The sequence below is a fragment of the Nocardioides sp. genome, from assembly GCF_036274455.1.
Classification (GTDB): Bacteria; Actinomycetota; Actinomycetes; order Propionibacteriales; family Nocardioidaceae; genus Nocardioides.
In genome coordinates this window covers 67,369-79,172 of sequence record NZ_DASUFR010000022.1, presented here as the reverse complement: position 1 = coordinate 79,172, position 11,804 = coordinate 67,369, and the positions used below count along the sequence as shown (strand labels likewise).

The 11,804-nt window shown below is 71.4% G+C and carries 12 protein-coding genes; 4 read left to right on the top strand and 8 right to left on the bottom strand.

The window, feature by feature from the left end; all coding sequences use genetic code 11:
* Positions 1–322: 322 nt before the first annotated feature.
* Together VFV89_RS02065 and VFV89_RS02060 are read right to left on the bottom strand one after the other, a co-directional pair.
* Positions 323–1,501: an acyl-CoA dehydrogenase family protein gene (locus tag VFV89_RS02065; protein WP_329704228.1), complete on the bottom strand. Its 1,179-nt coding sequence runs from the start codon at positions 1,499–1,501 to the stop codon at positions 323–325.
* Between the two features lie 87 nt (positions 1,502–1,588).
* A complete protein-coding gene (locus tag VFV89_RS02060; protein WP_329704227.1) occupies positions 1,589–2,443 on the bottom strand; it encodes an Ig-like domain repeat protein in 855 nt (284 codons plus the stop codon).
* Between the two features lie 166 nt (positions 2,444–2,609).
* Between VFV89_RS02060 and VFV89_RS02055 the strand changes: the two genes are divergently transcribed.
* The gene (locus VFV89_RS02055; protein WP_329704226.1) at positions 2,610–3,029 is read left to right on the top strand and encodes a CoA-binding protein; all 420 of its coding nucleotides are present in this window, start codon (positions 2,610–2,612) and stop codon (positions 3,027–3,029) included.
* Here VFV89_RS02055 and VFV89_RS02050 read toward each other — a convergent pair.
* Genes VFV89_RS02050 through VFV89_RS02040 form a run of 3 tightly spaced genes read right to left on the bottom strand, consistent with a single transcriptional unit; the run spans position 2,938 to position 5,778 of the window.
* Positions 2,938–4,095, bottom strand: a complete 1,158-nt coding sequence (locus VFV89_RS02050) for a heparan-alpha-glucosaminide N-acetyltransferase domain-containing protein (RefSeq protein ID WP_329704225.1) — start codon at positions 4,093–4,095, stop codon at positions 2,938–2,940. The two genes, VFV89_RS02055 and VFV89_RS02050, sit on opposite strands and share 92 nt — an antisense overlap.
* A gap of 3 nt (positions 4,096–4,098) precedes the next feature.
* On the bottom strand, positions 4,099–4,614 hold the full coding sequence (gene purE / locus VFV89_RS02045) for a 5-(carboxyamino)imidazole ribonucleotide mutase (protein WP_329704224.1): 516 nt from the start codon (positions 4,612–4,614) through the stop codon (positions 4,099–4,101).
* Between the two features lie 3 nt (positions 4,615–4,617).
* Positions 4,618–5,778: a 5-(carboxyamino)imidazole ribonucleotide synthase gene (locus tag VFV89_RS02040; RefSeq protein WP_329704223.1), complete on the bottom strand. Its 1,161-nt coding sequence runs from the start codon at positions 5,776–5,778 to the stop codon at positions 4,618–4,620.
* 293 nt (positions 5,779–6,071) lie between these two features.
* On the opposite strand from VFV89_RS02040, the gene VFV89_RS02035 reads away from it, so the two are divergent.
* The gene (locus VFV89_RS02035) at positions 6,072–7,586 is read left to right on the top strand and encodes a DUF5979 domain-containing protein (protein ID WP_329704222.1); all 1,515 of its coding nucleotides are present in this window, start codon (positions 6,072–6,074) and stop codon (positions 7,584–7,586) included.
* 18 nt (positions 7,587–7,604) lie between these two features.
* Here VFV89_RS02035 and VFV89_RS02030 read toward each other — a convergent pair whose 3' ends face one another.
* Genes VFV89_RS02030 through VFV89_RS02020 form a run of 3 tightly spaced genes read right to left on the bottom strand, consistent with a single transcriptional unit; the run spans position 7,605 to position 9,900 of the window.
* A complete protein-coding gene (locus VFV89_RS02030; RefSeq protein WP_329704221.1) occupies positions 7,605–8,612 on the bottom strand; it encodes an adenylate/guanylate cyclase domain-containing protein in 1,008 nt (335 codons plus the stop codon).
* The gene (locus VFV89_RS02025) at positions 8,605–9,111 is read right to left on the bottom strand and encodes a PH domain-containing protein (RefSeq protein ID WP_329704220.1); all 507 of its coding nucleotides are present in this window, start codon (positions 9,109–9,111) and stop codon (positions 8,605–8,607) included. The genes VFV89_RS02030 and VFV89_RS02025 overlap by 8 nt, the downstream gene beginning before the upstream one ends.
* Before the next feature lie 12 nt (positions 9,112–9,123).
* A complete protein-coding gene (locus tag VFV89_RS02020; RefSeq protein WP_329704219.1) occupies positions 9,124–9,900 on the bottom strand; it encodes a biotin--[acetyl-CoA-carboxylase] ligase in 777 nt (258 codons plus the stop codon).
* A 19-nt stretch (positions 9,901–9,919) separates the two neighbouring features.
* Between VFV89_RS02020 and VFV89_RS02015 the strand changes: the two genes are divergently transcribed.
* Together VFV89_RS02015 and VFV89_RS02010 are read left to right on the top strand one after the other, a co-directional pair.
* Positions 9,920–11,542 carry an acyl-CoA carboxylase subunit beta gene (locus VFV89_RS02015; RefSeq protein WP_329704218.1) on the top strand — a complete coding sequence of 541 codons (1,623 nt, stop codon included), beginning with the start codon at positions 9,920–9,922 and terminating at the stop codon, positions 11,540–11,542.
* Positions 11,539–11,763, top strand: a complete 225-nt coding sequence (locus tag VFV89_RS02010; protein WP_329704217.1) for an acyl-CoA carboxylase epsilon subunit — start codon at positions 11,539–11,541, stop codon at positions 11,761–11,763. The genes VFV89_RS02015 and VFV89_RS02010 overlap by 4 nt, the downstream gene beginning before the upstream one ends.
* Positions 11,764–11,804: the final 41 nt, after the last annotated feature.

Below are 11,804 nucleotides of genomic sequence, written 5' to 3'. Positions count from 1 at the left end.
TGCGGAGGGAAGTCGGCACCTGGTGCCGGGAATCCTCGGCAAAGACCGGTCCAGCTGATAGGCACCACATCTCGGCGTCCTGGGTGGCCAATATGCGGTGCAGATCGCAGAACACGCCCCGGGCGGCCGCGCCTGCGGGGCGGAGCTTGCTCCGCCCTTGCGCGCCCCTCAGCAGGCCCGCCAGGACCCGCGGTCAAGGACGGCCCAAGGACCGGCAGAGTGCGCCGCGCAGCGGGGCCGAAGGCATCCTTGACGGCGGGTGCGGGCCTGCTACGCGCGCGGCCGCCCACCCACGGATCAGTCAGAAGAGCCGGAAATGCGCTCAGAGCTGGGACTGCACGCCGGCCAGCAGCTGGCGGGCCATCACGATGCGCTGGACCTGGTTGGTGCCCTCGTATATCTGGGTGATCTTGGCATCGCGCATCATCCGCTCGACCGGGTAGTCGCGGGTGAAGCCGTAGCCGCCCAGCACCTGCACGGCATTCGTGGTGACCTCCATGGCCACGTCGGAGGCGAAGCACTTGGCCGCGGCGCCGAAGAACGTCAGGTCCTGGTCGCCGCGCTCGGAGCGGCCGGCGGCCGCATAGGTGAGCTGCCGGGCGGCCTCGACCTTCATGCCCATGTCGGCGAGCATGAACTGCAGCCCCTGCTGGTCGGCGATCGGCTTGCCGAACTGGCGGCGCTCCTGGGCGTAGGACAGCGCGTAGTCCAGCGCACCCTGGGCGACGCCGACCGCCTGCGCGGCGATGGTGACCCGGGTGTGGTCGAGGGTCCGCATCGCGGTCTCGAAACCGGTGCCCTCCGCGCCGATCATCCGGTCGGCGGGGATCCGGACGTTGTCGAGATAGACCTCGCGGGTGGGCGACCCCTTGATCCCCAGCTTCTTCTCCGGCGCCCCGAAGGAGACGCCCTCGTCGGACTTCTCCACCACGAACGCCGAGATGCCCCGAGAGCGCTTCTCCGGGTCGGTCACCGCCATGACGGTGTAATAGTCCGAGACGCCGGCGTTGGTGATCCAGCGCTTGACGCCGTTGAGCACCCAGAAGTCACCGTCGCGGGTCGCCTTCGCCTTCATCGCCGCGGCGTCCGAGCCGGCGTCCGGCTCCGAGAGGCAGTAGGAGAACCCGCCCTCCCCCCGGGCGAGCGCACCCAGGTAGTGCTTCTTGAGCTCCTCCGAGCCGGCCAGCTGCACCGGCAGCGAGCCGAGTTTGTTGACCGCCGGGATCAGCGAAGCGGACATGTCGACGCGGGCGACCTCCTCGATCACCAGCACCGTCGCCAGCGCGTCGGCACCGGCGCCGCCGTACTCCTCCGGCACGTGCGGGGCGTGGAAGTCGGCCGCCACCAGAGCGGCCGCGGCCTCCTCGGGGTAGCGCGCCTGCTCGTCGACCTCGGCGGCGAAGGGCGCCACCTTCGCCTCGCACAGCGTCCGGACCGCCTCGCGGATCGCCCGGTACTCCTCGGAGAGCGCGAACAACGGTGCGGCGTCTGCACTACCCATGGGTCACATCGTAGGAGCCGACCGCCGGGCAACGGCGTCCGGCCGGCACCACGAGGGCACCGGCCGGACGGCCGGATCTGGTTCGGGTCAGCGCACGACTGTCACGACGACCTTCTGCTTGGCCGGGGCGGTGTAGCCGTTGCCGAGGAAGACGAGCTTGATCCGGTGCTTGCCGATGCTCAGCCCCTTGAAGACGAAGCGGGCCTTGCCGTGCTTGAGGGTCTTGGTCTTGGCCTTGAAGCCCTTGGTCTTGGCGACGACGGTGCCGACACCCTTCTGGCCGGCGGTGGTCTTGACCTTGGCTGTCACGACGGCCTTCTGTCCGTGGTGGACCACCTTCGGCGCGTGGGCCTTGACCTTCGCACCCTGGAGCGGGACCGAACCGGAGCCGCCCTGCTGGACCGAGCCAGGGTTCAGCGTGCAGTGGACGCCGAGACCCGCCAGCGCGCCGGCGACGGGAGCGAAGTCGAACGAGGTCGGGACCGGCACCGGCAGCGGACCGGCGTCCGGCGTGAACGACCCGAGCTGGGCGCTCACCGTCGCGGCGGCGCCCGCGAGCTGCGTGAACGCGCCGTCCAGCGGGGCGGTCGCCGAGCCGGCGCCCGGGATGTTGCCCACGACCATGTGCACCGCGCTCTGCAGGGTGAGGATGAGGCTCGGGACCAGCCCGGTCGCGCTGAAGTCCAGGGTCCCGACCAGCGGCACGCCGGCGGGCACCGGCACGTTGGCGGTCAACGCCTCCGGCAGCGTCTCGAGCGAGAAGTCCGCCGGGACCTGGAAGCTGGACAGGGGGCCGGGCAGCGGGGTGGCGCAGGTGTACGAGGCACTGGCCGACGGTGCCGCCGCCTCGGCTGCCGGCGCGGTGAGGGTGAGGCCGCCGAGCGCCAGGCCGGCGGTGACCGCGGCGCTGGCGAGCAAGCGGTGGCTGCTGCGCTTGAACATGCTCTCTCCTGGGGATATGGGTGGACGTCTCGGGAGCTGAGCCGCCCCGCGTAGTCCTCAACGCGGTTGCGGCCCACTCGTTACGGCCGGAGGCCGCGGCTGGCCACCGGTATGGACAGCGGCGGCCGGCTGGGCTCGGCTGGCCAGGACGTCCTAGGCTCGATGAGTGAGCTGGCAGGATCCCGAGGCAGTCCGGTTCATGCTCGACGACTGCAAGGTCTGGGCGGTGGTCGGGCTCTCCGGGGACCCACGGCGTACGGCGTTCTCCATCGCCGCGATGCTCCAGGACCGAGGCAAGCAGATCGTGCCGATCCACCCCGCCGCCGCCGACGACGGAGGGCTGACGGTGCTCGGCGAGAAGGGCTATCCGACCCTCGCCGACGTGCCGTTCCCGGTCGACGTGGTGGACGTGTTCCGCCGCTCGGAGTTCGCCGGCGAGTTCGCGGACCAGGCGGTCGAGATCGGCGCGCGGGGCGTGTGGTTCCAGCTCGGGGTCATCGACGCGGCCGCGTTCGACCGGACCGTGGCGGCGGGGGTCCCGATGGTGATGGACACCTGCCCTGCCATCGAGTGGCGGCGGCGCTGACCCACGCCAGGGCGGCCTCGAGCGGCCCCTTGCGGCGGGCGGCGACGAAGACCGCCCCGATCGCCAGCAGCACCAGCACGTGCCACCCGAACGACGAGGACTCCTCGGCCGGCCAGAACCGCGGTGTGCGCAGCAGGACGTGCAGGCTGTAGAGCGACAGAGTCATCGTCCCGGCACCGAACAGGATCGCCACCACCCGCTCGGCACCGCTCGAGAGAGCCGACACGGCCAGCAGGCAGACCCCGATCAGGAGCGCCGCCGAGGCCCCGGTCTGCAGCAGGTCGAACGGCGTCCCGCTGTGCGGCGCCACCACGAGGAGCCACGCCCAGGAGCCACCGGCAGGGGTGGTGCCGTGCATTCCGGCGGCGATCGCGTGGACGAACGCGTCGGAGGTGGAGACGTCGCCGTACCCGCCCGCGTCCGGCAGGAGCCGGCGCAGCACCCAGGGCTGCTCGGTGAACGACCTCGACAACGCGAAGGCCAGGAACGCCACCGAAAGACCGCCCAGGACCAGGCCGGCGTGCACCGACCGCGACCGCAGGTCGCACCGGCCGATCGCCATCCCGAGGAGCAGGTAGGCCAGCCAGGTCAGACAGGGGTAGTAGCCGGTGAACAGCAGCTCGGAGAGCAGGTGGCCGGGGTGTGCGAGCTGCCCTACCTCGGGGCTCGCGGCGCCGCGCACGGGCAGGTGCGGGCGGAGCAGCTGGGAGAGGACCGGCCCCGCCACGGTCCAGGCGAGCGCCCAGCCGAACAGGGCGCGCGCGCCGAGCCGGAGGAACGGCATGCCCAGGAGGAACAGCACCCCGTAGTAGGTCAGGATCACCGCCAGACCGGAGTCGAGCTCGCCCAGCACGAGCCCCCACCCGGCGATCAGCACGGCGCGAGCGACCAGGCCGAGCGACGACGTACGCCGCGACATCAGGACCAGGCTGACCCCGGCCAGCACCGCGAACAGGGCCGCGGCGCGCCCCGCGACCAGCGGCGGCCGCTCCAGGACATGCGCCGCCACCATCCCCACCAGGGCGAGGCAACGGGCGACGTCGAGCCCGACCAGCCGGGCCTGCACCGGCTAGAAGCCGACCTTGCCGCCGGCGGTGTTGCGCACCGCCGCGCCCTTGGCCTGTGCGGCCTCCTTGAGGGAGACCTGGAACTCGACCATCTTCGCGCGCAGCTCCTCGTCGGAGGCGGCGAGGATGCGGACCGCGAGGAGACCGGCGTTGCGGGCGTTGCCGACCGCGACGGTCGCCACCGGGACGCCGGCGGGCATCTGGACGATCGAGAGCAGCGAGTCGAGGCCGTCGAGGTTCTCCAGGGGGACGGGTACGCCGATCACCGGCAGCGGCGTGACCGACGCCAGCATGCCGGGCAGGTGCGCGGCACCCCCGGCCCCGGCGACGATCACCCGGAGCCCGCGGCCGGCGGCCTCCTTGCCGTAGGCGAGCATCTCCTCCGGCATCCGGTGCGCCGAGACGACGTCGGCCTCGTAGGGCACGCCGAACTCCTCCAGCGCCGTCGCGGCGCCCCGCATCACCGGCCAGTCGGAGTCGGAGCCCATCACGATCCCGACCCGCGGTGCTTCAGTCATCCCTCACTCGCTCTCGTTGCCGAGGTCGCCGCGGAACCACGCCGCGGCGTGCCGCGCTCGCGCGAGGCAGTCCTCGAGGTCCTCGCCGTAGGCGTTGACGTGGCCGACCTTGCGTCCTGGCCGCAGCTCCTTGCCGTAGAGGTGCACCCGCAGCCGCGGATCCCGCGCCAGTGCGTGCGGGTAGCCGTCGTACAGGCGGCCCACCTGCTCGGCCGGACCTCCGAGGATGTTCACCATCACCGTCCATGGGGCCCGCGGTGCCGGCGAGCCGAGGGGCAGGTCGAGGACTGCGCGAAGGTGGTTCTCGAACTGGCTGGTCACCGCGCCGTCCTGGGTCCAGTGGCCGGTGTTGTGCGGCCGCATGGCCAGCTCGTTGACCAGCACCCGGCCGTCCCTGGTCTCGAACAGCTCGACGGCGAGGATCCCGACCACGTCGAGCTCCTTGGCGATGGTCAGGGCCAGCTGCTGGGCCCGGGTGGCCAGCTCGGGCGCGAGGTCGGGTGCCGGGCTGACGACCTCGTGGCAGATGCCGTCGAGCTGGGTGCTGGCCACGATCGGGTACGCCGCGGCCTGTCCGCTCGGCGAGCGGGCCACGACCGCGGCCAGCTCGCGGTGGAAGTCGACCAGCTCCTCGGCCAGCACCCGCGCCCCGGTCGCCTCCGACTGCGCGAACGCCTCCTCGGCGTCGTGGTGGCTGCGGATGATCCAGACCCCGCGGCCGTCGTACCCCCCACGGGTCACCTTGAGCACACAGGGCAGTCCGAGGGCCTCGATCTCCTCGGGCGAGTGGACCACGGCCCAGCGCGGGCACGGCAGCCCGAGCTGGGTGAGCCGCTCGCGCATCACCGCCTTGTCCTGGGCATGGACCAGTGCCTCCGGAGCCGGGCGGACGGCGACACCGGCGTCGGCCAGCGCGTGGAGGTGGTCGGTGGGCACGTGCTCGTGGTCGAAGGTGACGACGGCCGCGCCGCTGGTGACCTTGCGCAGCGCCTCGATGTCCCGGTGGTCACCGATGATCGTGTCGGGGATGACCTGCGCGGCCGAGACACCCTCCGCCTCGGCGAGCAGCCGCAACGGGATGCCGAGCGCGGCGGCCGGCTCGGCCATCATCCGGGCGAGCTGTCCGCCACCGATGACGGCGACGGTCGGCGCGAGGTCGGGCACGCGACCACCCTAGGCTGCGGAGGGCGCCGCGCCCCCCGCGCGCTCGGTTGCCATGTGGCCCCTGTCCTTTTCCGGGCGTTGGCTGCAGACTGGCGGCACCAACGGAAGAGGTGGCATCCCGGGTGTCCCACTACACCGGCAGGTCAGCTGTGCGACGGGTCGCATCCGCGGCTGTGGTCGTCCTCGCGACGGCAGGCGCCGTCGCCACGATGTCTGCGCCCGCCCAGCCAGAGACGCCTGCGGGCGCGGCTCGACGCTCGCAGCCCGTCCCTTCCTCGAGCCTGAGCTCCTACGTGCTGTTCGGGTTCGACGAGCTCGACTTCAAGGGCGGGCAGGGCAACCACGGTCCGTCGATCATCGACGGCGGCAACATCGGCGTGAACGAGTCGGGGTTCATCCGCGGCAACGACTGGCGGATGAACATCTGCGCCAACGCGAAGATGGTCATGAGCGACAACACCATGGTCGTCTCGGACAACCTGCGGATGGGCGACACCAGCACCCTGGCCAAGGAGTGCGACGTCTACCGGGTCTTCAACAACCAGGGCGCCAACAACAACGAGGAGTCTCGCACCGGGCCCCCCATCCCCTTCCAGCCTCCGCCGGTCAAGGCGACGCCTCCGCTCCCCTCCTTCGCCTGCAACCCGAGCAACCCCGTCACCGTCCCGGCCCAGCAGTCGGCCGTGATGTCGCCCGGCGTGTACGGCGCCGTGACCTGGCAGAACGGGACCACGGTCACGCTCACCGCGGGCACCTACACGATGTGCCGGATCACCACCGGGCAGAACGTCAGGGTCATCACGCAGCCGGGGGTGGTCATCCAGGTCGCGCAGGACTTCCTGATCAACGACGCGATGCGGTTCGACGGCTCCGACTGCAACGACATCCCCGTCGTCTACGTCCGCGCGGACGGGGTGGACCCCAACAACGACAACGCGGTCCGGTTCGGTGAGAACTCCGAGATCTGGGGCCACTTCTACTCGCCCAACGGCAGGCTCAACCTCGGCCGGCGGACCGACCTGCACGGCACCTTCTGGGCGAAGTCGATCGGCAGCGACTTCAACGTCGACGCCGAGTACTGCCCGCCACCGCTGCCCGAACCCGAGACCGGCAACATCACGGTGACCAAGGAGGTCACCGGCGCCCAGGCCGGCCTGGCACCGGACGCCGAGTTCACGATCCACTACAACTGCACGATCCCGAGTCCGGGGGTCCGCAACGCACTCGACGGGAACGTCACCCTGGCGGCCGGCCAGACCAAGAAGTCCAGGGACGTCCTGGTCGGCACCACGTGCACGGTCCGCGAGGTCCGCCGGACCCCGACCCTGCCCGGCTACGTCTACGAACCGGCCGAGTTCGTCCCGAGCCGCACGGTCACCGTCACGGCCGACGGCCAGACCGTCCGGCTGGTCATCGAGAACCCGGTGCGTGCGGTGTTCGGCCGGATCAGGGTGCACAAGGAGGTCACCGGTCACACCGGCGGCTACCGGCCCGGCAGCAGGTTCGGGTTCGCCCTCGACTGCGCCGCCGACCAGTTCGACGCCACCTTCACGCTCGCGCGCGGGGAGACCTTCGTCTCCGACCCGGTCCGCGTGGGGGTGCCGTGCACGGTCCGGGAGACCGGCCTCCCGCGTGCCCGCCCGGGCTTCCACTACCAGCAGCCCGTGCTCAGCCCGGCGTCCGGACAGGTCACGGTCGGCGCGGAGGACCAGACCGTCACAGTCCAGGTCGTCAACCGGCTCGCCGGGTCCCGCCCGCAGAACACCGGCCCGATCGGCCCCAGCCGAAGCACCTCGCTGAGCTACTGACCTGGGGCTGCTGAACGGTCACGTCCGGCGTACGGCCACCGGCTCCACGATGCCGAAGCCGCGCACCGGCCGGGCCGGCAGCCGCCGGGTCTCGAACTCCGAGGCCGGCAGCAGCCCCGCGGTCTCGGAGTCGATGATGATCCGGTTGCGGCGGGCCACGGCGGTGAGCCGGGCCGCCATGTTCACCGGCGGGCCGAACACGTCACCGAGCCGGAGCACGACGAGGCCGGAGGCCAGCCCGACGCGGACGTCGGGCATCCGGGAGTCGCGACCGATGACGGCGATGATGCCCTCGGCGATCTCGTAGGCCGCCATCGGGTCCTCGTGGACGAACAGGACCGAGTCACCGATCGACTTGATGACCCGGCCACGCTGGGCCGCGACGACGTCGGCGCAACGAGCCTCGAAGAGCTCGACGAGGTCGCCGATCCGCTCCTCGGAGAGCTGGTTGGAGAGCGCGGTGAAGTGCACGATGTCGGCGAAGCCAACGGTGAGCCGGGTGGTGTGCAGGTCCTCCTCGCGGGCGCCGAGCGCCTCGGTGCGAGCCACCGCGGCGGCCAGGTGGCGCCGCCAGACGTAGAGGAGCAGCGCCTCGAACGGCTCGGAGAACTCCTCGATCATCCGCAGCCCGATGGCCAGCCGGTCGCCCGAGTCGTCGTCCGGGGCGCCGGGCTGCTCGCGGGCCAGCTCGAGCACCCGGGCGAGCAGCGCGGAGACCTCCCAGTCCGAGAGCCGGGCCATGGTCTGGCCGACCGCGCGGGTGAGGTGGACCGCGAGGTCGAAGTCGATCAGTCCGGAGTCGACCAGCCCGACGAGGGTCGAGAGCGCCTTCGCGTCGGACTGGGTGAACGCCGTGGCCCCGCCGTGCTCGGGGAAGCCGAGCGCCCGCCACAGCCGGCGGGCCTGGTCCAGGTCGACGCCGGTGGCCTCGGCCAGCTCGGCGGCGTTGAAGACCCGGGGCTCGCCGAGGATGTGCTGCTCGAGGTCCTCGGTGGCCTCGTCGCCGCGCTCGAGGTGGTCAGACACCTTCGTTGCGGCGGTCTTCGGCTTCGTGCAGGTCGTGGAGCAGCTCGTTGAGCTTGCGCTGGACGTCCTCGACGTGCGGGATGTCGGGCAGGGCCACCTGGCCGTGCGTGCTGGCGTCGCTGATCACCAACGTGCCGCACCCGAGCAGCCGGTCGACGAGGTCCTTCTCGTAGGCCACGTCGCTGACCCGGGTCAGCGGGATGTCGTGGCCGCGCCTGGTGATCACGCCGTGGCGGGTGATCAGGCGCCGGGTGGTGATCGTGTAGGTCGCGGTCAGCCAGATCAGGAGCCGGCGCACGAAGAACCACAGGATGCCGATCGCCACGACCACCCAGACGACATTGTGGACGATGCCCTGGTCGGTCTGGGTCTGCACGAACACCCCGATCGCGAGCAACACCACCAGCGCGAAGATCGGCAGGAGCAGCGCCTTGGGGTGTGTCCGGGTGTCGACGACGACCGACTCCCCCTCGTTCAGCAGGTTCTTGGAGATGGCCACGGTCGGATCATGTCACCGATCGACGCGGACGTGGACGACATCTCCGGCGCTGACCGCGGTGCCGTCCACCAGCAACCGCCCGTCAGCGTCGATGCCGCTCGCGATGCCCGTCAGCACCTCCCCCGCCGGCAGGTCGACCCGGACCGGCTGGCCGATCGTCGCGCAGACCGCGGTGTACGCCGCGGCCAGCCGCCTCCCGGTCGGGTCACCGCCCTCCTGCCAGGCGACGTAGGTGTCCCAGAGCGTGTCCAGGATCCCGCCGAGCAGCTCGGTGCGGTCGGGCACCTCACCTTCGAGGGCGAGGGAGGTGGCGTCGGTCACCGGCAGCTCCTCGACGGTGGCTGCCACGTTGACCCCGATGCCGAGGACGGCTGCCGCTCCGGTCGGTGTCTCCACCCGCTCCACGAGGATCCCGGCGACCTTGCGGTCGTGGATGAGGACGTCGTTGGGCCACTTGACGACGGCGTCGAAGCCGGAGTCCCGCAGCGCGGTGCACACGGCGTAGCCGGTGAGCAGCGGCAGCCACGGCCAGCGTGCGGGCGGCACGGTGGGCCGCAGCAGCACCGAGAAGGTCAGCGCGGACCGTGGCGTCGTCTCCCAGGTGCGGTCGAGCCGGCCGCGGCCGGCGGTCTGGTGCTCGGCCGCGATCACCAGGCCCTCGGGGCCGCCGGCCTGGGCACGCTCGGCGACCAACACGTTGGTCGACCCGGCCTCCGCGACCACCTCGACCTGGTGGTCGGGCAGCAGCGCGGCGTCGAGCGGTGGGCGTCCGGAGGCGTCCGCGGTCACGAGCGCTAGCCTGCCACGCGTGAGCGCGCACCCCGGCGAAGGAACAGACGTCCACGAGGACATCGACACCCACACGACCGCGGGCAAGCTGGAGGACCTCGAGCGCCGGCTCGACGAGGCGGTGCACGCCGGGTCGGCCAAGGCGGTCGAGAAACAGCACGCCAAGGGCCGCAAGACCGCGCGGGAGCGCATCGAGCTGCTCTTCGACGAGGGCTCCTTCGTCGAGCTCGACGAGCTGGCCCGGCACCGCTCCACGGCGTTCGGCCTGGAGAAGCGCCGCCCGTACGGCGACGGCGTGGTCACCGGCTACGGCACCATCGACGGACGCCAGGTCTGCGTCTTCTCCCAGGACTTCACGGTCTTCGGCGGCTCGCTGGGCGAGGTTTACGGCGAGAAGATCACCAAGGTCATGGACCTCGCCATCAAGACCGGCTGCCCGATCATCGGCATCAACGAGGGCGCCGGCGCCCGGATCCAGGAGGGCGTGGTCTCGCTGGGCCTCTACGGCGAGATCTTCCGCCGCAACGTGCACGCCAGCGGCGTCATCCCGCAGATCAGCCTGATCATGGGCTCCTGCGCCGGCGGCCACGTCTACTCCCCCGCCGTCACCGACTTCACGATCATGGTCGACGGCACCTCGAACATGTTCATCACCGGTCCCGACGTCATCAAGACCGTCACCGGCGAGGACGTCACGATGGAGGAGCTCGGCGGCGCGCGGACCCACAACACCAAGTCGGGCAACGCCCACTACATGGGCTCCGACGAGGAGGACGCGCTGGAGTACACCAAGGCGCTGCTCTCCTACCTGCCCCAGAACAACCTCGACGAGGTCCCGTCCTACGAGCAGGAGGCCGACCTCGAGGTCTCCGACCTCGACCGGACCCTTGACACCCTGATCCCGGACTCGCCCAACCAGCCCTACGACATGCACGACGTGATCCGGGCGGTCGTCGACGCCGACGGGGACGAGCAGGGTGAGTTCCTCGAGGTCCAGGAGCTGTTCGCGCCCAACATCGTCGTGGGCTTCGGTCGCGTCGAGGGCCACTCGGTCGGCGTCGTGGCGAACCAGCCGATGCAGTTCGCCGGCACCCTCGACATCGACGCCTCGGAGAAGGCGGCGCGCTTCGTCCGCTTCTGCGACGCCTTCAACATCCCGGTGCTGACCTTCGTCGACGTGCCCGGCTTCCTGCCCGGCACCGACCAGGAGTGGAACGGCATCATCCGCCGCGGCGCCAAGCTGATCTACGCCTACTCCGAGGCCACGGTCCCGCTCGTCACCGTGATCACCCGCAAAGCCTACGGCGGCGCCTACGACGTCATGGGCTCCAAGCACCTCGGTGCGGACATCAACCTGGCCTGGCCGACCGCGCAGATCGCGGTCATGGGTGCGCAGGGTGCGGTGAACATCCTCTACCGCAGCGAGCTGCAGGACGCCGAGGATGCCGAGGCCAGGCGCGCCCAGCTGATCGACGACTACGACCAGGCGCTGGCCAACCCCTACCTCGCCGCCGAGCGCGGCTACGTCGACGCCGTGATCAGCCCCCACGAGACGCGGATCGAGGTGGTCCGCGCCCTGCGCCTGCTGCGCAGCAAGCGGGAGACGCTGCCCGCGAAGAAGCACGGGAACATCCCGCTGTGAGCGAGTCCGGAGCGGAGCGCCCCCTCCTCCGCATCGTCCGCGGCGACGCGACCGCCGAGGAGCTGGCCGCCCTGGTGGCGGTCGTGGCCGCGCTCGGCAGCGGCGGCGGCGAGCCGACGCGGCGGCGCACGCCTGAGTGGTCGGCGCACCATCGCAAGCTGCGCCGCAGCCTCCCGCACGGCCTCGGCGGGTGGCGGTCGAGCACACTTCCCTCGTCCTGAGCACCACCCGGAGGGGTTAGTCCGGTCAGGCCATGCCTGAC